Source organism: Chlorogloea sp. CCALA 695 (assembly GCF_003003885.1).
Taxonomy (GTDB): Bacteria; Cyanobacteriota; Cyanobacteriia; order Cyanobacteriales; family Chroococcidiopsidaceae; genus Aliterella.
The window spans coordinates 1-20902 of record NZ_PVWN01000069.1; the positions used below are offsets into that span (position 1 = coordinate 1).

A 20902-nucleotide genomic window follows, 5' to 3' on the forward strand; every position below is an offset into this window, starting at 1 on the left:
AGGGCGAGCGGAACAATTTTGAGCGCAGCGACCCGTTAGGGGCAAAATTGTGGAGTAAGTCAAGACTTTAAAACACTTACCAATAATCTAACAGTAGGTCCGGGGGCGGCGCTACTACTATGACTACCGGGAAAGAAAGAAGCTGGCGCTTCGGGCTGGGGCTGGCTGTTGTCGGGTGGTCGCTGTGGGCAAAACTTAATTTATCTTTACCAGTATTAGTTTACCAGTAGGGTTAATTCCGTTAGACTTTACCCTATGTGAATAGGTAGTTTTATGCCTGCCAAGCAAACGGTTATTGATATTAATGAAGATCAGTTTAAGTCAATTTTAGAGAAGGTAGAAGCTCGAATCCAGCCTAAGCCTAAACAGGGGATGACTCTAAGAGAGGCGATCTCTAAATTTAAGCCGACGATTACTAAAGCTTTGAGGCGCGGTTATACCTATGAGGAAGTTGCTTTTATTCTTACGGAGGAAGGAATTAGTATTAAAGGAGCGACGCTGAAGCAATACTTGGCTGAATCAAAGGGGAAGAAACGTGCGCCTGAAACTGCCTCTAAGCTATCAACTCAAACGGCTGAAGAGTCAGCCGTATCAGATATTAAGCCAGATACTAAACTTGAATTGGATACCAGTTTAGATATTGAAGCAGATACTAAAGCTGAGACTAAATCAGATATGAAGCCGGACACAAAATCGGCAGCTAAACCTAAGTCGGTAGTTCGGGGTAAGTTTGCGGATATTCCTAGTAACGATGAGTTGTAGTGGGGGAATTATATTATGGCAGCTAAAGAAGATAAGTCCGTAAGTTCTGCTCTTAAGCGATTGGTCTTTATTTATGGCGATAAGGGGGGTGTAGGTAAGTCGGCAGTTGCTCGGTTATTGTTGGATATTTATCGCTATGAGTCAATAGGTTGTCAAGCAATTGATTCAGATACTAGCAATGCTGACTTATATCGCTGTTATAAGCGTGTGGGTGATAAAGGGGTTGGGCTATTGGATGGAGAACCGGATGCTGTGGAGCGGGTTGATTTTACGGTACGAGGTGAAGCGGATTATCTAATTGATACTCTGGGAGAGTACAAAGATTTGCTGCTGGTGGATCTGCCTGCTAGGTCTAGAGATGCGTTTACAAGTTTGATTCGGGAATTAGATTTGCTCTCGGTGGCAGAAGAATCAGGCTATCGAGTCACGATTGTTCATGTGTTGGGGAAGACTCGTAGCTCCGTGGGTGCGTTGAAGGATGTGGTTGAACTTTGTGGCAACCAAGCTGATTATGTAGTGGTGAAAAACTTGTTGTTTGGCGAGTCGCATACTTTTAGCCGCTATGATGCCTCGCAAACTAGAAAGAAGGTTGTGGAGCAGCTTGGGGGGATAGAGTTAAATCTGCAAGAGATGTTTTGGACTTCTTGGGATGTGATTGAGGATAACGATCTACCTTTTCGCACGGTGGTGGATGCAGAGAATACTATTTTACAGCGCAGCCAACGCACTAGAGCTTATCGTTGGCTAATGGATATGACGGAGGAGGTGAAGAAAGCGGGTAAGTATTTGGGGTTAGGTGAATGACTTTTATTGATGATAATTATTTAGATGGCATTATTACTCGGATGACGGCTGAACATAAAGCAACTATTATGCGGACGGCTCGGCGGTTAAACTTGCCCGATGATGATGTGTTGTTTTTGTATATTGGCGCGGTGGAGTACACTGTGCAATTGTGCGAGGATATTTTGGGTGGGATTAGTACGGAGAGGCAAAGGATTGAGCAGTCAAGTCAATCAAATTATCAGTTGAGCAACGAGCAAGCAAAAGTCTTGATTGAAGATTTGACGCGAGTAGGTTCAGCCATCGTTGCCGAAATAAAAAAATCAGGTATGGCTGCTACATCAGCGATTGCCGATGCAAATAGTGAAACGCTAACTCAAGCCTTGAGAACCGCTACTATGGCATCATCGTTGAAAAATTCTACCATTGGACTCATCGAGAAGGTAGCGGAAGATAGAAAAGCTTATCAATTGGTTATGCAAGAGGTAGTGCAGCAGGTTAACGATGCTAAAGCAGAACTAAATAAGGCAGTGGAGCGAACTAAGGGTATGCATGGAGCGATGGACAAGCTTCAGAACAAAATTAGGTTGAGTGCTGCAATTGGTTCGATAGCACCATTAACAGCTATAGGTGTGGCGATGGTAGCTGGGGGGATGATTTGGGCTGCGATTATGCATTTGTACTGGGGGGAAACTGAAAAGTACCTACCTGTAATCAAGAATAATCAGGCACAGTTTGATAAGTGCTTTGAGGAGGATGGTTCTATGAAACCTGGCTTGGAGTGCAAGATTCTTTATCAAAAAATCAATAAAGGCAAGAAATAGCTGCCTGTGTCAAATGTCAACTATCCTGACCGAATCGCGTCAATTATGTTGACCGCTTGAAGCCGCGAGAAGATGATTGTTGCACAGCAGCTTGCTTGCGGAACGATTCGGCTTGAATTTCAAGAATGACCGCATGATGCACTAAGCGATCTACGGCAGCGACGGTCATAGTGGAGTCAGAAAAAATCTCATCCCAATTACTGAAGGGATGATTAGAAGTAATTAGCAGACTTTTACGTTCATAGCGATGGGAGATTAACTCAAACAGCACTGAAGTTTCAGATTCGGATTTTTTGACATAGCCAATATCATCAACAACGAGCAAATCGTATCTGTCCAGCCGCAGAAGGAGAGCTTGGAGTTGAAATTGGGCTTTAGCTTGTTGTAGCAATTGTACTAGGGCAGTGGCAGTAGTAAATTTTACTTTCGCACCCAGTTCAATCAAGCTGCGTGCAATCGCCGCAGCCAAATGAGTCTTGCCTACGCCTGAAGGACCAAAGCTCAACAGATTCTCCCCACGTTTTAACCATCCAGTGTCCTGAGCTAAAGAAATGACCGTAGGCTGATGGAGCGTAGGACAACGTTGGAAGTCAAAATTAGAGAGGGATTTTAAGGGTAGTTGCGCTTCCTTGAGCGCTCGTTGCACTCGTAATTGATAGCGCTGGGTACTCTCGTACTCGCAGAGGGTAAGCAGAAATTGAGTGTAAGACCACTGCTGGCTGATAGCCTGCTGCTCCTGATTTTGCCATACTTGCAGGATATGGGACAACTTGAGTTCCTTGAGGAGCAGAGGCAGGGTGTCGGAGGCGGTCGCTTGAGGAGACATAATTGAGTAATTGGTCATATTGACCTAAAGAATGCTGTTGAATTTGCATTGCTGGGATTTGGGGACTATTAACTATTTGAAAATGCTGTTGGAGAGCGGTCAGGGAAAGGGTGTCTGCTTGGAGTTGAGCCTGAAGATAAGTAAGAATTGCCTGTTCTTTATCAAGTTTTGCCGCAATATATAAAGCTTCAACCATCAGCCGACAGGCATTGTAATCATCAAGCTGCGTCAACATCTGCTGCCATAATTGGCGGTAATTGTCGCCCTCGCAGCAAGTCTTGCTGCCAGGAGCAATGAAGAAAAGCTCGTGGTTTGCGCCGCAGACTATCAATCACATGACGATAATTGACGCACCGAGCGCGCCGGAGGTGACTATTACTAGGTACATGGATACGAAGTAATTCCACTACCAAAGCATTACCCACAAAGCCGATTAGTCGGTCGTGGTACAAATGAATTGTCAAACGCTGACCAATCAACTGTGACGGCACAGTATAGAGAATACAGCGCACAGTAATAGTGCTTTGGCGAGTCACCTTGACACTGAGGATTTCATAGTCTGGATAACGATGTTCTGGCAGAGAATGTAAGTAAGGTTGTTCTTCTTGAAACTTCTGACAAATCTTGGCATTGAGTACCTCCATCATTTGATTGATGAAGCCTTGATAGTCGGCAATATGATCAAAGTCACAGGAGCCACGCAGCAGTAGCGCTTGATGCAATCGGTTCTTGAAATAGCCGTGCGGCGATTCAATCGAGCCATTTTCATGAGCAATCCCTCGGTTATTGCGGGTTGGTCGCATTCGGTAATGCTGGCACAGCCGTTGGTACATCTGAGTCAAGTCTTCGTTGGTACGACCGCCTAAGTTACGATAAGCCGCACTTAGACTGTCGCTGCGGTGTTCTAATGGGCAACCACCACTCTTTTCTATAGCGTTCTGTAGTCCTTGACATAAAGCAATGAAGCTTTCGCCGCCTAAAATTACTTGCACGTACTGCCAACCGCTATAAGCCAAACGGTAGTGGTATAACAGGTGTTCAAAGGGTTTGCCTGCAATCGTAATTTTCACTTGCTTGAGTTTGGTGAAATCTGACAAGCCCATCACTCCTGGTCGATGGACTTGCTCAAACATCACTTCTCGTGGTGGTCCACTGCTGGCTTTCCACTGCTGCACTCGTCGTTGTAACGTTCGCAGGATAGACGATCCATACTTGCCAGGATATTTCTGTTGCAAATACTCATATAGTGTCATTGCTTGTAGTTTAGGTTGATCTAAGAGCAGCGGTACTAACTCGCTCTCCCATACTTCTGCTAATGGGTCAGCGCGAGTGCGCCAGTCATGGGGTTTTCTTCTTTGCGGTTGATGTTCTCCTTTTTCAATTCGTCTGCCTGTACGGACAGACAAGCCTCCTTTGGCTGCCGCTGTTTCTTGCGTGCAGCCAGATTCTCTTGCTCTCATGTATAGTTGAACCTGAATTGAATTAATTCGTTTCCCAGACACTAGGCAGCTTCTTAATTGACGTTAATGAACAACTGCCTAGTGTCTTTCATTTAGGTATCTATTGCTTTAGATAATTTGCTTCTCCTCAATCTGGGAAGGCGGTCAAGTTAGTTGTCGTTAGTCGGTCTATTTAATTGTCGTTTAACATGCCTGAAACGTCCAAGACTATTACGCAGCCGACTACCTGCAATATTGATTAAACAATAGCTGACAAAATTCCAATAATGATGATGGCTACCAGTAGTTCAATTAGGGTAAAGCCCTTGTATTGACATTTATTATGCTTAGTAAGCAAACGTATATATTCAAATGCAGAGATATCTTTCGTTTCAGTTATACCTTTCTATTTCTAGTTGAATTGTCACCTGGAAAAATTTAACAGCAAATTGCAAAGAGCTTGCTAGAAAGCAAAAAGAAGGTGGTAAAGAAACTTAACCACCTCAGATAGATATTTTGAACTAATTTGACTAGCTTAGTTATTGTCCAACGGGGTCTGTGTTAGTGCCACAGGTGATTACGCCAGTAGCAGGAGTAAGTACTGGGACATCCATAGCAGTAGTAGCTTCAAGAGCGGGAGCCTTAGCAGCACACAAGAGTGTAGGAGTCTGTCCAAGATTGCTGAAGGAAGCTCCAATATGACCTTTGAGGTCTTTGTTAAGTGATTTGCCCCTGTTAATAACGCTCTCGGTAGGAGTAGTAGACACCGAAGTATAAGCATAGTTAACCGTATCTTTAACACCAATACCCAATAGCTGACTAGCAGTACCACCGGCAACAGCAGCAGTAGGAGGATTAGCGCTGGGATTAGCAGCAACAGCAGCGGTATCAACAGCAAATCTCTGATTCTCAAGATAGAAAGCTTGCTGCGCGCGGTTAACTGCACCAACGTTAGTTCTGGCTTCAGATGCACGAGCTTTAGCAGCTTGGTTTAAGAAAGAAGGCAATGCAATAGCCGATAAAATACCGATGATGATAATTACAACTAATAGTTCGATTAATGTGAAACCAGAATTTTTGTTAGCGTTCTTCTTGGTTAAAAATTGTAGGTACTTGGCAGCGATTTGAGCTTTCATTTGAGTTTGTCCGTTGGTTGGGTGGTGTGGGGCTTTCTTTCCCTGTTACTAATAACTTACCCACCTCAAACAGCATTCCTATCACCTAGATTCAAAGTTCAGTATTTATACTTGTTTAATGTAAAGTTTCTGTAGTTATCCCGTAGAAGCACTGTTTTAAAATAGGCTTTATTTGTTGATAAATGCCCATTTGTCGGCGTCGCACTTTGTAATAACACTTGAGAGCCATAAAAAATGCGATCACTAATTCAATTAAAGTAACTTGCAACCTTCACAACTAGCTAGAATCGTTTTCCCTTGTAGACCGCCGCTTCTTTCTCCCTAATTGCTTTTCGGAGGTCGGTGGCGCAGAGCTATGCTTCTTCGCCTTCGGAAGCTGCTTAAATGATTCTGACTTGCAGGGGTTTGCAAGCTCAGATCTCGTTTCCAAGGAGCTTTGAGAGGTAGCACGGCTCGCTCTATCTCCATTAAAGTTTGAAGATTCGGTCAGATTGGTGTTTGCTGAACTAGATTTAGAGGTTGTCCCCGCATCACGGAGAGCTGCCTCTTGCGAGGCTTCCTGGTTTAACGTCCTTTGGGACTCCCCAGGCTTTGATTCCCACGACCAAGCGCGGTATCTTCCGAAGAAGCTTGATAGATGAACAGCACGGGGCAACCTTAGCCGCTTACTGTAGCGTTCGGCACGTTGCCTTGGTTCATCTGGAATTTCTTTAGGAGCGATTTCAATAAATTCTCGCCCGTTGACTACGGCTTTCTGCTCAATCAGGGTTGTCAGTTGCCCCAGACCGTTAGCCAAAATTTGTTTGTTGAACTGGGACTTACGTTCTGCACTATTCGGGTCGTAGCCAGTGCCTTCCTTATTTACTATTGGCTTGGGTCGGCGGGTAATTTTCCGCACCTCAGATTTAGCTGTGGCAATCCCGCCGTACTCCTGCACTAATTTAGTCGAAAGCTTGTGATTAAAAGCCCGTCGAGCGCGGCGAATTTTCTCATGTTGCTGTGAAATCTTCTGCTGAGTTTTCGCTTTGTTTGCACCCTTGTGGGGATTAATTGGGCAACTTAAAAAATGCTCTGCTAATTCGGGATTGTATGTACTAATTGGGCAGATGTTTTGTTGTCGGCTGAGTTTTCGCTGGAGCCTTTGCAGATTCTTCTCCATCTTTTGATAGTAAGCTGGAGGCTTTACTACCTTGCCGCTGTCGGTTGTGAATAAATCCTTGTACCCCAGAGATATCCCTACTGCCTTGTTGGAAGGTTTAAATCTCTTTAGCGGCAGTTCCCCCGTTAATTGCAGATAATACCCTGACGGCTCCTTAACAATTTTTAGCGTGGCGATAGGAACTTTAGCATCCCACCTTTTATCAAGGGTTTTAACCGTCACCTTTCCAAGTTTTGGTAGGGTAATTTGTTTACCTGAAATTTTGACAGATTTGGAATTATTGTTAACGAGTGTTTTGAGTTTATCCTTATATCGCTTATATCTTGGTCGCTTATGTTTCCCTGCTTTATACTCTGACCAAGCATCGGATAGGGATTTGAGCGTACCAGCGACAACTTTGGCGGGAACTTCGCAAAACCAAGGTTTGTCTTCGTGGTTCTTTTGGGCGAAGTAGTACAGAAGCCCAAAGTGATTAGGTGATTCTAGCTCCGGCTGGCGATAAGCTTGCGAGATGGGGCAACTCATCCGATATGGCTTAGTCTGAGCAAGCCTTGTGAAAGGGACGAGATGCCCATCATCATCTCTGTAGTACTCCCACTGAATCGGGCAGGATGGAGTCCAAGTCTTTGACACCTTATCCCAAGAAGTAAAACTGTCAAATTCCGTTAACAGATGTAGACCTCGATTCCAAACCCAACGCAGCACATTGAGCCAGTCATCTACCTTAGCCTGCTGGGTTTGATTTAGGTCTAACTTGAATTCGACGGTACGCATTGCTAGTACTGGACTGCCCTGAAACAGGCACTATAGTAACACCAAAATTTTTGGGGGACAACCAATCACAATTGTCCAGACTTTGCAGGACTTTTCGACTTGTGGCAGGTTTTTACTGCTACTCAAACCCTGGTTTTTGCTTGAGGTGAGAGATGACTTAGCTAACTATGCTTTTAACTTACCCAGTTCGGCTGACTATCATATCACCCACCTCAAAAAAAATTTCTCCCCTGTTGTCCTAGCGAAAATTCTGTTTGCCATTCACATTCCCCTCCACTCTTCGTAGGATGGGAATAAATGACGGTCAAACGGTAATTTTCATCAACTTAGCGTTTAAATGTTTAAACATCTAAACATAAGGACATCCAAATGTTTTAGCTAGGCTTCCCCCTGCGCTCCTCAAGATATCGAGCAATCGCTTGCGTCATGATGTCGCTCATCTCTCTTTCTTCGTCCGCGGCGGCTGACTTAAGTTGCTTATGCAGCTGCTTGGGTAAATAAACTGTAGTGCGAATGTAGTCAGGATCGGTACTCTTAGTTTTGCGGACTGGAGGCTTTTCAATCGGTTGTAATTTCGACTCCGGCTCAATTGAGCTAGTTCTAGCCGCACCAAATAAATCATCAAATCGGCTGCCACTGCTGCCACCCTTGTTACTCATGACAAAATCTCCCTGGCGATTTCGCAGTAACATCGCCATGCAATACCTGCTTTTGAATCGCCCTTAACTTGATTTACTGGTACTCCCTCTAGGGCCGCACGTTGGAAGACGGCATAGCGCCTAATTCCAGATTTAAAAACTGGTAAACCTGCCGAGTGTAAAGATTGCTTTGCCTCTTCCCCAACCCGGCTAGGGTGTGGAGGAATTAGAGTCAGCAAAATCTTGTAGTTAGCGTTCAACTCATGAAGCGCATCCACCATTTGCAGCATTGCTCCCATTGCTAGAGCATCCGGTGAGGTCGGTAGCACCAACAAGTCGCAGCCTTGGGCTATAGTTTTCAATTCTTCAGGAGCGGGACGAGCCGGAGTATCAATAACTATATGTTCGTACTGACGGGCAAACTTAACGGCGGCTTTTTCGTCAATTACCTTAAACGGCAGATTACCCCTTGCTGCCCAGTCTAAGGCAGAGCGGTTCAGGTCGCCGTCAACTAGCAGCGTCGGCGCTAAGGTTTGCAAGTAAGTAGCGAGGTGGAGTGCGGTCGTGGTCTTGCCCACCCCTCCTTTGAATGAAGCAATAGTTACAATCATCGCTTCAATAAATTGTGATGCTGCTAATTTTAGCCTGCTCACACTTAAATGTCTAGACATCTAAACATTTAAACATTTAGATGTTTAAATTCAAGAAAGCTCTTAAGCAGTAAACAAGGACTCAATTCTTCGGTAGGCTATGAATTAAACCCTAGAATTGTTGCGGCGCGGGATGAAAATTGACCGACACGGGAGAGCGAAGATTCTCACCACCGAAGAGATCCAGTTGCTATTTAGTCAGGGGCTAACTATCCGCCGAGATCGCGCCTTGTTCGGCATCTGCCTGTACACTGCCTGTCGGATTGCTGAAGCCTGCACCCTTCGTCGTGGTGATGTCTACGACTTTAAAAGGCTTGTGCGCCCGGAACTAATAATTCGTAAAGGTAACACCAAAGGCAAATTGGCGACGCGCACGATTCCTGTGGGCGAGGATTTAAGAAATTTGTTAGTTGACTACAACCCGCCATCCTATCAATGGTTTCTTTTCCCCGGTCGTCACGGCAAGGGACACATAAACCCAGATTCCGCAGCACGGATATTACGCTCTGCCTGCCTCAAAGTAGGGATTGATGGCGCGAGTACCCATTCGTTCCGCCGCACCGCCTTGACAATGATGAGCGATAGCGGAATCCCCTTACGGGTCATACAGGAAGTCTCAGGACATCGCACCCTGGATGAATTACAAAAATACTTAGAGGTACGCCCCGAACAAGTCAGAGGCGCGATCGCGTCTTTATCAATGTTGTCTCATGTCGGGAAACCCAGTTATGACGACCTAATCCTTAATCCCGACTCAGACACGCCAAATCAGGAAGTTGATCGCGCTCTATCCTCCGATAGCGAGTTATTGTAGATTAATTATTACGATCACCAAAGCTTGTCCTAAAATTAAAACCCTCATCAATACTTGCGGACATAATGACAGAAGTTAAATCAGAAATCACGCTCAAATTCAACGAACTCCCCGAAGCTAAACCTGCACCCAACAAGAAAATCGAAATCTTGCTGACCGACCAAAATGGAGTTATCTTCACTGCTTTAATTAATGCCAAAAGCTGGCGTAAGGCTGAAGCTGATGCCACAGCTTTTAGTGATTGGGGTGGGTCTGTCAGTGGCAAGCTAGGGCAGCGTACAGCCGACGGCTTTGAAGTGGTTGACGCTGGCATCAAGGTTTTTGAGAAGAAAGCTAAAGAACCAAAAGAGGAAGTCACCGCAGTTAATTCTGATGTGATGCCCGTTTCATAATTAGAGGTGGTTCTAAAAGGTGATATGAGGCGCTCGCGCCATGACTCAAACCATTATTCGCGCTGTTATTAGCATCCAGAACGTTACCCTGATAGTGTTTTACACCGAGGCTCACTACCCGCAAGTTCCGATGTGGATAGCAACCAGTGATTGCGATCTACATCTTCTTCTTAATGTCTTATGGTCTAATACCTTTAATTATTATTACGACTAACACGCGCAGGGTGTTAAATGGTAGCTAGCCCGCCCAAATGTCTCAATGCCGATTGACTTCCCCTATATACTGACCAACCATGCACGAAAAAGAATTATGCAACGGGGGATTTCTCTTGACTGGATAGTACGTGTATTAGAAAATCCAGACCACGAGGAAGCCGATGCAGAAGACCCAGAGTTATTTAAAGCGTGGGGTTATATTCCTGAATCGGGCGATCGAGTAGTATGTGTTGTCTATAATGAAACCACAGACCCCTGGCGGATTGTTACTGCTTACTTTGACCGCGCTCCTTGGGACAGATGATGAAAATAGATTTCGATTCTGAAGTTGATGCTGCCTACCTGCAACTAGATGACGCAAAAATTATTGAGTCTGAAGAAGTTGTACCTGGTGTTATATTTGATTTCAACGAGCATGGCGGTGTAGTAGGCGTTGAAATCCTGGGGATGAAAAAGAAAGATCCTCGCCATCTATTGAGTCTGAAGATTCCATTTCATAATCCTGATGAGAGAAAAGCATTTGAGAGCTTTCTCATGGAACACGCTCTTGCTTAAGCTGCGAACGCTCTGCTAGTGACGTAGGGTACTTTAAAGGTGTTATGGTTTAATACCTTTAACAATTAACAGTATTATTAGGTTAAAGCTATCAAAAGTAGAATATATCTGGAGAGAGAAAGCTAGGGATACAACAATTATATAAAGGTCTAATACCTTAATAGAGTTAAACAATAAAGCAATTTAGGTATTATGTATGTTAAAGGTTGCTGTATTTAATCTTAAAGGCGGGACCGGAAAAAGCACGACGGCTTTGAATCTGGGGGCTGCTCTTGCAAGCCCTAAGCGCCGAGTATTGCTAATTGACCTTGATGGACAGCGAACGCTCTCATTTGCCCTAGGTATGGATGGGCAAACTCCTACAGCGCTCGATTGGTTAACTTCTCAAGGGTTGTTTACTCCTCTAGCTACAGCGACGAAAAACCTATCGCTGATTCCTGGAGATATTGGGATGTTTCGCTTATTGGCTGAATCAGACTTGTTTACTCCAGCACTAGAGCGTTTGGCGGGCTTCTTCGATTTGGTAATGATGGATTGTCCGCCTAGCTTGAGCGTTGCATCAGTGCAGGCGCTTTTGAGTAGCGATCGCGTTTTAGTGCCAACTTTATGCGAACCTGCTGCCTTGCGGGGTTTTTCTGAGGCAATAACGCTAATTCGAGATGAAAGACCGGATCTGCCCATTGAAGCTTTACGGGTGCGCTATAAGCCACGATTAGTTTTGACCCGCGAGGCGGACGACTTACTGGTTGAATCATCTGTAGAAATGGACTATCGGCTACTACACGCTGTGATTCCAGAAAATATCAGCGTGGCGGAGTCCATTGCGGTGCAAAAATCGATTCTTGACTATGCCTCAAACTCTAGTGGCGCAAAAGCTTATCAATCTCTGGCTAAAGAATGCAGCAAACTGTGGAAGGTGTCATGACCAATAGAAAAGGATCTCGCATGGGTGGCTTGGGCAAGCTCAGTGACTTTGGTAAAATAAGTAAGCCAAAGCAAGAACTAGAGCAAGAGACAACCTCATCGCTAGAAAAGGTTGACAAAAAAGAACTAGAAGCTTCGCCTCCAGGTAGAGAACAACTAGAGCCGGAGAAACTTGTAAATATCAACGTTAAAATTACTCGCACTCAGCACACCTGGTTATCCCAAACAGCACGTACCGTCCGCGATAACAACAACACTCCTGTTGCTCCGAGCGAGCGCGTATTCCCCCAGCACCTCATTGGGATAGCCATAGACTTACTACAGGACACCGATATTAACTGGAGCCAAATCAAGAATGTAGAGGATTTGCGGCAACAGCTAAAGCTATAAAGGCTTAATGAAATTATAGTTTAATACCATTAGAAAAGTAGGAGAAAAGGCTTTATTGCTGTAGAAAAGTGCCACTTGCCGAAGCCGCCATAAATTCAAGGATTTATGGACAAGGAGCGAAAACTAGAACAGCAATCATTGTAATGATTCTTCATATCATGTCTGAGGTTGCAGGTATCTCGGCTTCCCCCCTTAAAAGCTCAACCCCTTAGTATCAGTAACAAAAGCTCCTTTGAACATAGCTCCATCAAGGTTGGCATCGCACAAATTAGCATAGCTCAAGTCAGATCCTCTAAGGTCTGCATTGCTCAAGTCCGCGCCTTGTAAATTTGCTTCACGAAGTTTAGCGTAAGAAAAATCTACACCTTGTAGATTCGCGCCTTGTAGATTTGCCCGAAAGAGTTGGCTATCAGAGAAATCAGTGTCCTGTAGCGATGCTCCCTGTAAATCTGCCCCAATCAATACCAGTGCGGAGAAATCCCGATATCCTCGCTCGTAATCTTCAAGAATATGCCTCGCAGCTACAGCGCTACGGATCTGCCACTCATCGTAAGGTAGGTAGTAAATTTCTTGGTCGTCGAAGTCCCAAACTTCTTCTACGTTGTCGCTGGAAACAATGATTACTTCATCATCAAAGTAATACTGGTCCGCTTGGCGAACAAACCTGCGGGGTAGCACCCTTTGAAAAGCTGTAGCTAGCTGCATGAATACTGATTTCATAGGCTTAATCCTCTGCTTTGTTCTTACTCTGGAGTCTGCTTGGGCTGCAACGCTAACTCCAAATCTTTTTTCAGTTCCTCGTGCCAATCTTTGGCTTTGGAGCAAAGCCGCGCTGCTTGGTGAGGTAACTGAGCCAAGATTTTCTGCGCCATCTTTTCACCATCGGTATCGCTGTCCAGTGCAACGACCACCGCTCTAGATAACAACTTTTGGAGAAAACCGAACACTCTATAAAAGATAGTTGAACACCTCTTCAGCCAATTGAGAGCTCGCTTTACCAGCGCTCAAACTAGCTAGAGTGGACGAACCTGCCCCAAAAAGGTATAAGCCCCCCCATCAGCATCAAACAGCGTGAACTTTTGCTCAATGCCTACCAAATTGGCAACAGCAATACAACTGTGGACGAAGTAGCCAGCCACCCAATCGCCAGCGTTATTTAAAATCTCCACTGGCTGAAGCCGACGATTCGTTGACTGCTTCTGCTTAAATTGCGGTGGTGTGGATGGCAACTCTTTAGTGGGCAGTCCTTCTGCGGCACTATTCGTTGTAGTTTGTAGTGGCGACAGAGTGGTAAGTGCATTTGTTACCTGTGTTTCTACATTTAAAGGCTCTGGCTCAACTTTTTGAGGTTGTGCCATCGCCCCTGGCTCACTGACGACCTCACTGACCACCTCACTGACCACCTCGCTAACCACCTCAGAGGTTAGCTGTGATTCAGGTTTAGGATTACTGACGGGTGGGGAGGCAAAAACTTCTGTTAAAGCCCCATCAATTTTTGCATTATGTTCTAATTCATCTTTACTAGCTAAAAGTTTTAAAGTTAAAAGGTCGTCAGGGTCGTCAGAACTATTGCTGTAGTAGTGTTTCAGGTCGTCAGATAGGTCGTCAGAGCGGTGGTCAGATAGGTCGTCAGTTGCCACGCTATCTTCTAAAAACGGCGCACTATCGCCGTCAGAGCGCAGTTTGAGTCCGCGAATGACGCGGCGACCAGTAGCATCACGCGCCCATTGCACGTCACTCCAACCGAGGGTCTGCTGGACTAGCTCAATTAAGTCAGCGCTAAAATTATTCTTACCTTTAGCCTGAAGACCGCTAATACGGCAGTAGTGGCAATAAGAACCAAATAAAGTAGAAATAAGCGGGTTGTAAGGTTGGTCTGCCCACTGGTGGCGATCGCTGCCAATTTGGGTTTGAGCATGGGGAGCATGAATTACTAAGTCGTTAACCCAAGCGGCAATAGAATCAGTGCGGAGCTTGGACTGCCACAAAGTAGCGCTGACCCCATCGGAGCCGAGCCGCCGCAGGACGCGGGTAATTTCATCGTTAGGGATAGAAAGTAAGTAGTTAGTAAAAGCTGATAGCTCTGGTTCAAATTCAGTTTCTAAATCCTTAAGCTGACCTGCGGCGGGTTTGTGGTCAAACGCCAGCATGAGAATCCGCCGCGTTAGCCAACTGCCGCCGTCGGCATGAAAGATTGGGGCATTAGAAGTCACAATTGCCAAACCAGGGAAGCGGAAGTTAATGCCATCCTTGTACAAGCGTCGTCCGCAGAGGGTGTCTTGGCCAGTTAAGCGCTTGAAGTTAGACAAACTACCCGTGACCTTATCTTGGTCAGGGAGGATAACTAAGCGCTTACCAATCAACCGAGCGACCTCGTGTTTATCTTCCAAGTCAGTCAGGCTACCATTCCAACAATTTTGTGGACCAATCACCGCCTCAAGCAAGCGGGTGTAGGTTGATTTACCTGAGCCGCCCACGCCAATCAAGTGCAGGAATTTCTGCAAGTCACAGCGACCGCGCAGGACGGCGGCAGCAAAACACAGCAACATTTCTTTATGGGCTGAATTTGTCCCTGTGGACTGCTCTAACCAAGTATCGATCTTTGTCCAGCCTGTAGCTATAGAGTTGTAAGGGCGTGGCAAGCACCAAGTCAGGCGATTGCCAGGAGTGTGGGGTTCTAGTTGTCCAGTAGCTAGATTGAGTACGCCATCAGTAAAGGGCAAAATCTCGTTAGCAGAGCGCTCACCCCAAAGGCGCTCAAACAGCCGCCGTCGCATCTTGGCGACGATGTTAGTCACATAAGCGGCGCTACCATAGCCGATGATGCCCTTGGACTCTAAAATCGCGTCTACGACCGATTCTAAATACTGCTCGCTGACGGCACTCCAGACTCCTGAGCGCTCCAAACTATAGTGCATCCAGGTCTTCTGCTCGTCGTTCCACAGCAGGCGAGCGCGGTAATCTTCGATAATTTCTCGCCCGATTAAATCGGCAGGTGGCAGTTTATCAGTTCTATGAGTTTCAGGCGTTTGAAACTGCTTTTCCCAAGCAGCGATATTTACAGCTTTGCCCAATACTTTGCGCTTGAAGCGTTCTGCGCCATTATTTTGGATGTAGTCATCCATGCCTTTACCTTCTGTAACCGTCCATAGCCCCGTTACACTATAAACCGGAACTTTAAATAGTTTAAGCTGATGGGCTAGCTTTAGCTGTGCCTTGATGACATTATCGTTGGTAGCACAGTCGGCATCAAAGCCGATGATAAATCCAAACCCCTCCTTGGCGTAACGTTCCAAAGTTGGTACTAAGTACCGCTTACCTTGCAAGTCGGCATCTTTAGAGGTTAAACCCATCTCAACACCCAATAAGGCAATGGTGGGAATGTCATTAGTACAACCAGCGATTGACTTGAAAAAGCCCTCAGTCAAAACTAAGCAAGGATGCCCATCAATTTTGTATGCTTTTTGTTTGAGAGCCGTGGTGTCATGCCAGTAATGAGGATTAGTAGGATGGGTAGGTAGCATAGCATCGTATTCGCCGAAGGGAGAGCGATACTTAGCGGCTCTCTTATCACCTTCTGCCTTCCAAGGTTTATCGGGTTTGTATTGACTTTGATGATTGCAGCCACAGAGCCAGATGCCGTCTGATTTGGCTGTGTAGCCTAGCCGTTGGGTGGCAACGTTAGCTGTGACTGAGTAGCAATTGGTTAAGAGCCACTGAGAATTCAATCCCCGGTTTTCTACACACTCCTTGTAGTGCCTGGCATTGAATTCTGATGAACTTGCAAAATTAGTATAAGTAAATGTTGTAGATTGAGTCACAAATGCCTCTTGTGGTTACTAGAGCGCATTTGAGGAATCAGAGAACGCAGTTATAAAAATTGCTGCCTTGTACTAGGCTTTAGCAATCTAGCCCTGATAGAATCAAAGCAACTGCTTCACATCTACCTCGCTATCGAAAGCCGCCAAGCCATTCAGCGAGGTAGTACCTCAAATGCACGAATGCATGTGTAGTGGTTCTTTTCTTTTCCCCCTGGCATGCAGCAATGCATGAACTGTGTGGGACTTTTGTTTCTAGCAAAAGTCAAGTTGTCCAGGGGGCAAGCTTAAACCTAAAAATAGAATACTGGCAAATTGCCAAAGCTTAATCAGCTACGCTGTAAATAAAATTCCCTGATTGAAAAATCCGATTGGGGAATTTTAGCTTTATTGAGCTACCCCCCATCGTCTTCTTCAATCTTCAGTAGGTCATTAGGTGTTATTTCTCTGCCTGCCCAGGCAGATGCTGCCCTAGCAAGCTTCACCTGATTGCTAAAATATCCCCTGTCAAGCTTCCCATCAAGCGCTAACTTAAGAGTATTGCGGCTGATTTTGTTAGGTGTGTTTAATAGGGACTCATACACAGAGTTAACGGTTTTAGGTTTTCCTTCCTGATCTTTGGGCCAGTAGTCAGATAGATCAACGTTAGCTTTCACAAATAAATCCAATGCACTCAAGTTGATTATCTCCTTAAACGCTTATTTAAATATTATTGATCATCAACGCTTGACAGTCAACAAAAAGAGTAAGATATTGGAAGCAAGGCAACAGCCCTGCAAAACAAAAGCGTCCGCCTTTAGTGGTGAAACCTGGAGCGATCGCTTTTTTTGCCAAAGGTTGATTTAATTACATCAACAACTGGATAGCGCCCCGGTGAGATGGAGCCACCCACCTCACCAGGACTTCCCCAACATTGACGAACCAATATTGGAGCGAATTTATCATGTCACAAAATCTGCACAGTACAACTGTTGCGGCACTTGATGAGCTACATTCACTCATCCGGCTGCAAGAGTTGCTAGAAATTGCCTTAGAACAACTACAACGAGCAGACCTAGTACCAGAAGAAAGACGAGCAAGAACTGTATTGCTAATCATTAGCTATCTACAGCAAGTTAAGCCCTACCTGGAAAACATAGAAGTCGAGTTAGAAGAAATCCGCGCCTCTGTTCCTAAGTGGAATAATCGCCTTGGAGGTGCGGCATGATTGAAGACTCCATCCGCACCTATTTTCGGCAAATCGGGCGAGTGGCGCTGCTGACACAAGAACAAGAAGTATTCTTAGGGACGCAGGTACAAGCGATGATGCCGCTCTTAGCAGCCAAGAAAACCTTAGCTCAACAGTTGCACCGCGAACCTACACCCCAAGAATGGGCATTGCTTGTTAAGGTGAGCGAAGCTGATTTGACCAAAACGTTGGCGCGTGGGCAACAGGCTAAGTGCCAAATGATTGAAGCTAATCTGCGATTAGTGGTAGCGATCGCCAAACGCTACAGAGAACGTGGGGTAGACTTCCAAGACTTAATTCAAGAAGGAGCTATCGGGCTGCAACGGGCAGTAGAGAAGTTCGACCCAAATAGAGGATTTCGCTTCAGCACTTACGCGACCTGGTGGATTAGGCAATCAATCAACCGTGCTGTTAAAGCCACGAGTACCATAGTCCGGCTACCGATGTGCTTGAACCAGAGGTTAGACCAGATTAGGACGGCAAGCAGGCAGTTCTGCCTAAAGCTGGGGCGTACTCCCAACATCACTGAGCTAGCAGCAGAACTAGAACTAACGTCTTTGCAGGTAACAAAATGCTTGAAGTGGGCGCGACAACCACAGTCATTGAATGTAAGGCTAGGGGATGACAAAGATGTTGAAATAGGAGACTTGCTGCCGTCTTCCAGCCCCACGCCAGAAGAGTTGTTAATTATCCAAGAGGGTTTTGCCGTCGATTTAGAGGCACTACTTTGGCGGCTCAAGCCGAAGTACCGACAAGTTATAATCTTGCGCTATGGATTAATAGATGGTCAAGCACTGACGTTTGCTCAGGTTGGGGCGTTACTGGGCATCAGCAGACAGGGCGTACACCAACTAGAAGTCAGGGCGCTCGAATGCTTGCGTCTGCATTTAGGAGAGGCGATGAAAGTTAGTCAGGGCTAACAGTTTAATTTGCAAACTAACTGAAAGCGCCTCTGTTTACAGGGCGCTTTTAATGATTGTTGGGTTGCTGGTCGCAGCCCTTTGGCATCAGTTAGACCACTCCAAATAATACTTATCACTATCTGGTTGTTCTAGGACATATTCAATTGTTTCTAAGACAATTTCTAAGCCTTGCAAGTAGAAATCGAGATGTTTGTGCTGAAACACTATATAGAAACAAGGCAGATCCGGGCGATCTAAAAACCCGGCAGTTCCAGGGATGATTGCGAGAACTTCTAAAGGTTCTGTTAAGAAAAAATCTCCAGCCCAGCCGCCAAAATTATTCGGTTGTGTGTCGGTTCTTTGCTCCTTCATTGCCACCAACTTTTGCAGTGCCAAAGCTTTGCTTGTTATTTGAGCTTGAATTGGGGAAATATCAGGGTCGAACGTTAGTGGCACCACACCATAAGGATGTTGCTCGATATGAGTAGTAAAGTCAGCAATCGCTTTGAGACAAATATTACGAGCTAAAGTCCAATCCGGTCGAAAATCCTCTTCTTCGGCTAGCGGGTTGAAGATGCTATGTAAATCTATGCCAATGGCATCACTCAAAATGCGATTGATGCCAGAGTCATTGTTAGAACTGTAGAAGTAGCCAATTTTAAAGCGGTGGTCGGGGTACTTTTGCGAAGGAAGTCTTATTGTTTGAACAAGTGGGTCTTCTCCATTTGAATCTAGTCCCATTGTGCGGGCAATCTTTCGGCATTGCTGTGAATAAATTTCTTCCTCTTGAGCGGAAATTTCATCATCAGTTCGGCGATTAGCCATTTGCTCCCAAGCGCGATCCATTCGTCGTTCGTACTCAGCTTTAAGCCGTTGTGATGCAGCGTAGTTCTCAAATCGCTTCAGGTAAACGTCAAGACCCATAATTTTTCTCCAATCGAGATAGGTGCAACTAATTTTATTGGTCGTAGTCAGAGCATTATTTTAGTGGGTTAGATAATTTGGGCAACTGACAGAGTTAAGAACGAGTTCTACCGACTAAATCCTTTGCTCTGTTTTTCTTCGGCTGCTCGCTGTTGTTGGTGCGTAAGATTAAACATATTCTTTAGCTCCTCATTCCAATCCTGTGCCTGGGGAAGTTTGCGGACACAGTTAGGTAACTGCTCCATTACATTAAGTGTCATTAAATTACCTGAATTGTCATTGTCGTAAGCAACAATGACTGATTTATTTGGTAGCTGCCGTAAAAATTCTAGAGGAACTTGCCCTGCTCCATCAGTAGATAAATAGATTGTCTTGAGCGAGTCGGTGCGGTCTAAGACAGCAAATGAGATGGCATCAATGGGCGATTCTACCAATACTGCTCGTGTAATTGGGTCGGATGATTGTCCTCCCTTTTGGAAGTGAAACCAGCCATTACTTCGCTTAGAGCCAAGTGCTAAACCTTTAAATGTGTTATCGGCTCCGGCTGTGCCTCGTAGCGCCGCACCAGTGATGGTTTGTTGCTCCAAGTCGCGGCGAATAAATACAGCATTTTGCTTGTCATCTGCATAAACTAACCCCAAGTCATGCAGATTATCTACCAAGCTGCTAGGTAGTCGGCGTTCGCGGGTAAGATAAGTTTTTACTTGCTGCCACTTATCCGCATCCGGCGTTGGAGCAATGAAGGGAGGAGGCTGTTCGGTTTTGATAACTTCTCTAGTTTTATAAGTAACAGCTTCAAGGGTAGCTGATTCTCCTAAGCGGTCATTTAACCATGCCACTGCTTGTTTAAAGTTACACTGATTGACGTGCATTACTAAGTCAATTGCACCTCCACCACCTTTGAGGTACTGCCAGTCATAAAACTTACTGCCAGTGATATTGATAATGTGGTTTTCATGCTGCCATTTATGTTTGTCTTTAGGGTCGGGTTCTAGACCTAATTCATAGGCAACTTGTTCGAGGGGAATGTGCCGCACCTTATTAGCTAAGTCTTGATATTTATTCTGCCATAAGAGTGCTTGTTGTGCTTGCTCCTTGGCAATGCGTTCTAGTTCTTTAATTCGTTGTTGGGAGCGTTCTACCTCTAGAGCGAGTGCCTTAGCAGTCTGCTCCATCTGTGCGCTATCTCTGACTGCTCGTTGCCGATCTGCGACAAGTTGCTGCATTGATGAGATGTCTAGATTAGTATCAGGTGCAGAATTGATAGCAGCGTAATACTTGCTGATTTCTGTATGTTTAGCTTTACTACCTTTGATGCCGCGTTCTAGTCCTAGGGTCGCCATAGCTTGGGCAAAGTCATCTTGCAGTTCAGATAAGCGATAGCGACTGCCACCAAGTAAAGCTCTACAGTTAAGTTTTCCTCGATCATCCAGTGGAACCATATAGGCGTGAATGTGCGGTGTGGATTCGTCTAGATGCAGTTCGGCTCTGATAATGCGGTCGCCATATCTATTGACTAGCCACTGGCAGGCAGACTGCTGGAAGTCTTCTAATCGCTGCTGTTCGTAATGTCCTGCTTTGCTTGGGTCATCCGGTCGGAAGTATTCGGGGCTGGCTGTTAATAGAAACTCCACCGCTAGTACAGCATTCTTGCGAATTGTCTGTTCGCCTATGTGCTGCCGAACTAGAGTTTCTAGGTCTGGGATGTTGGGGCTGTCTGGTTGCCCAATAATGCGGATATGTTGTTT

Annotated in this window: 25 protein-coding genes and 1 pseudogene; 12 read left to right on the top strand and 14 right to left on the bottom strand. The window is 45.4% G+C overall.

What is annotated here, in order from left to right; all coding sequences use genetic code 11:
- Window positions 1-273: 273 nt before the first annotated feature.
- Genes C7B70_RS21920 through C7B70_RS21930 form a run of 3 tightly spaced genes read left to right on the top strand, consistent with a single transcriptional unit; the run spans window position 274 to window position 2369 of the window.
- On the top strand, window positions 274-762 hold the full coding sequence (locus tag C7B70_RS21920) for a hypothetical protein (protein ID WP_106371074.1): 489 nt from the start codon (window positions 274-276) through the stop codon (window positions 760-762).
- Window positions 763-777: 15 nt separating this feature from the next.
- Entirely contained in the window at window positions 778-1566 is a 789-nt protein-coding gene (locus C7B70_RS21925) for a hypothetical protein (RefSeq protein WP_106371075.1), read from the top strand.
- On the top strand, window positions 1563-2369 hold the full coding sequence (locus C7B70_RS21930) for a hypothetical protein (RefSeq protein WP_106371076.1): 807 nt from the start codon (window positions 1563-1565) through the stop codon (window positions 2367-2369). The genes C7B70_RS21925 and C7B70_RS21930 overlap by 4 nt, the downstream gene beginning before the upstream one ends.
- A gap of 43 nt (window positions 2370-2412) precedes the next feature.
- Here the strand turns inward: C7B70_RS21930 and istB are convergent, their stop codons facing one another.
- The 7 genes and pseudogenes from istB to C7B70_RS21965 form a co-directional block, all read right to left on the bottom strand.
- Window positions 2413-3093 (bottom strand): IS21-like element helper ATPase IstB, encoded by a 681-nt coding sequence (istB, locus tag C7B70_RS21935; RefSeq protein WP_369831940.1) that lies wholly within the window; start codon window positions 3091-3093, stop codon window positions 2413-2415.
- Window positions 2978-4655 (bottom strand): annotated as a pseudogene (istA, locus tag C7B70_RS21940) (IS21 family transposase); the annotation flags it as partial. The pseudogene istA and the gene istB, both read right to left, overlap by 116 nt.
- A 238-nt stretch (window positions 4656-4893) precedes the next feature.
- On the bottom strand, window positions 4894-4992 hold the full coding sequence (locus C7B70_RS21945) for a type II secretion system protein (RefSeq protein ID WP_304529263.1): 99 nt from the start codon (window positions 4990-4992) through the stop codon (window positions 4894-4896).
- A gap of 181 nt (window positions 4993-5173) precedes the next feature.
- Window positions 5174-5770 (bottom strand): type IV pilin-like G/H family protein, encoded by a 597-nt coding sequence (locus tag C7B70_RS21950; protein ID WP_106371079.1) that lies wholly within the window; start codon window positions 5768-5770, stop codon window positions 5174-5176.
- A gap of 277 nt (window positions 5771-6047) precedes the next feature.
- Complete coding sequence (gene c2c8 / locus C7B70_RS21955; protein ID WP_106371080.1) at window positions 6048-7703, bottom strand: type V CRISPR-associated protein C2c8; 1656 nt, start codon at window positions 7701-7703, stop codon at window positions 6048-6050.
- 374 nt (window positions 7704-8077) lie between these two features.
- The gene (locus tag C7B70_RS21960; protein WP_106371081.1) at window positions 8078-8362 is read right to left on the bottom strand and encodes a ribbon-helix-helix domain-containing protein; all 285 of its coding nucleotides are present in this window, start codon (window positions 8360-8362) and stop codon (window positions 8078-8080) included.
- Window positions 8359-9012: a ParA family protein gene (locus tag C7B70_RS21965; RefSeq protein WP_233221058.1), complete on the bottom strand. Its 654-nt coding sequence runs from the start codon at window positions 9010-9012 to the stop codon at window positions 8359-8361. The genes C7B70_RS21960 and C7B70_RS21965 overlap by 4 nt, the downstream gene beginning before the upstream one ends.
- 112 nt (window positions 9013-9124) lie before the next feature.
- Between C7B70_RS21965 and C7B70_RS21970 the strand changes: the two genes are divergently transcribed.
- The 7 genes from C7B70_RS21970 (at window position 9125) to C7B70_RS21995 (ending at window position 12282) form a co-directional block, all read left to right on the top strand.
- The gene (locus C7B70_RS21970; protein WP_106371083.1) at window positions 9125-9805 is read left to right on the top strand and encodes a site-specific integrase; all 681 of its coding nucleotides are present in this window, start codon (window positions 9125-9127) and stop codon (window positions 9803-9805) included.
- Between the two features lie 65 nt (window positions 9806-9870).
- Window positions 9871-10197 (top strand): hypothetical protein, encoded by a 327-nt coding sequence (locus tag C7B70_RS21975; protein ID WP_106371084.1) that lies wholly within the window; start codon window positions 9871-9873, stop codon window positions 10195-10197.
- A 40-nt stretch (window positions 10198-10237) separates the two neighbouring features.
- Window positions 10238-10411 carry a hypothetical protein gene (locus tag C7B70_RS26555; protein WP_158260555.1) on the top strand — a complete coding sequence of 58 codons (174 nt, stop codon included), beginning with the start codon at window positions 10238-10240 and terminating at the stop codon, window positions 10409-10411.
- Between the two features lie 45 nt (window positions 10412-10456).
- On the top strand, window positions 10457-10717 hold the full coding sequence (locus C7B70_RS21980) for a DUF4258 domain-containing protein (RefSeq protein ID WP_106371085.1): 261 nt from the start codon (window positions 10457-10459) through the stop codon (window positions 10715-10717).
- Window positions 10714-10968, top strand: coding sequence for a DUF2283 domain-containing protein (locus C7B70_RS21985; protein WP_233221059.1), 255 nt, complete (start codon window positions 10714-10716; stop codon window positions 10966-10968). The genes C7B70_RS21980 and C7B70_RS21985 overlap by 4 nt, the downstream gene beginning before the upstream one ends.
- Window positions 10969-11164: 196 nt before the next feature.
- The gene (locus tag C7B70_RS21990) at window positions 11165-11893 is read left to right on the top strand and encodes a ParA family protein (RefSeq protein WP_106371086.1); all 729 of its coding nucleotides are present in this window, start codon (window positions 11165-11167) and stop codon (window positions 11891-11893) included.
- Window positions 11890-12282: a hypothetical protein gene (locus C7B70_RS21995; RefSeq protein ID WP_106371087.1), complete on the top strand. Its 393-nt coding sequence runs from the start codon at window positions 11890-11892 to the stop codon at window positions 12280-12282. Before C7B70_RS21990 ends, C7B70_RS21995 begins: the two co-directional genes overlap by 4 nt.
- A gap of 192 nt (window positions 12283-12474) precedes the next feature.
- Here C7B70_RS21995 and C7B70_RS22000 read toward each other — a convergent pair whose 3' ends face one another.
- The 5 genes from C7B70_RS22000 to C7B70_RS28500 form a co-directional block, all read right to left on the bottom strand.
- The gene (locus tag C7B70_RS22000; RefSeq protein WP_106371088.1) at window positions 12475-13002 is read right to left on the bottom strand and encodes a pentapeptide repeat-containing protein; all 528 of its coding nucleotides are present in this window, start codon (window positions 13000-13002) and stop codon (window positions 12475-12477) included.
- 23 nt (window positions 13003-13025) lie between these two features.
- A complete protein-coding gene (locus C7B70_RS22005; protein ID WP_255409367.1) occupies window positions 13026-13229 on the bottom strand; it encodes a toprim domain-containing protein in 204 nt (67 codons plus the stop codon).
- 66 nt (window positions 13230-13295) lie between these two features.
- Entirely contained in the window at window positions 13296-16103 is a 2808-nt protein-coding gene (locus tag C7B70_RS22010) for a DUF3854 domain-containing protein (protein WP_106371090.1), read from the bottom strand.
- Window positions 16104-16495: 392 nt separating this feature from the next.
- On the bottom strand, window positions 16496-16777 hold the full coding sequence (locus C7B70_RS22015; RefSeq protein WP_106371091.1) for a hypothetical protein: 282 nt from the start codon (window positions 16775-16777) through the stop codon (window positions 16496-16498).
- 119 nt (window positions 16778-16896) lie between these two features.
- On the bottom strand, window positions 16897-17025 hold the full coding sequence (locus C7B70_RS28500; protein ID WP_255409368.1) for a hypothetical protein: 129 nt from the start codon (window positions 17023-17025) through the stop codon (window positions 16897-16899).
- 18 nt (window positions 17026-17043) lie between these two features.
- On the opposite strand from C7B70_RS28500, the gene C7B70_RS22020 reads away from it, so the two are divergent.
- Window positions 17044-17307 (top strand): hypothetical protein, encoded by a 264-nt coding sequence (locus C7B70_RS22020; protein WP_106371092.1) that lies wholly within the window; start codon window positions 17044-17046, stop codon window positions 17305-17307.
- Window positions 17304-18248 (top strand): sigma-70 family RNA polymerase sigma factor, encoded by a 945-nt coding sequence (locus C7B70_RS22025; protein WP_106371093.1) that lies wholly within the window; start codon window positions 17304-17306, stop codon window positions 18246-18248. The genes C7B70_RS22020 and C7B70_RS22025 overlap by 4 nt, the downstream gene beginning before the upstream one ends.
- An 87-nt stretch (window positions 18249-18335) precedes the next feature.
- Here C7B70_RS22025 and C7B70_RS22030 read toward each other — a convergent pair whose 3' ends face one another.
- Window positions 18336-19154, bottom strand: coding sequence for a hypothetical protein (locus C7B70_RS22030; protein ID WP_146134133.1), 819 nt, complete (start codon window positions 19152-19154; stop codon window positions 18336-18338).
- A gap of 107 nt (window positions 19155-19261) precedes the next feature.
- Window positions 19262-20902, bottom strand: a 1641-nt coding sequence (gene mobV / locus C7B70_RS22035) for a MobV family relaxase (protein ID WP_106371095.1), incomplete at its 5' end; no start/stop codon positions are given.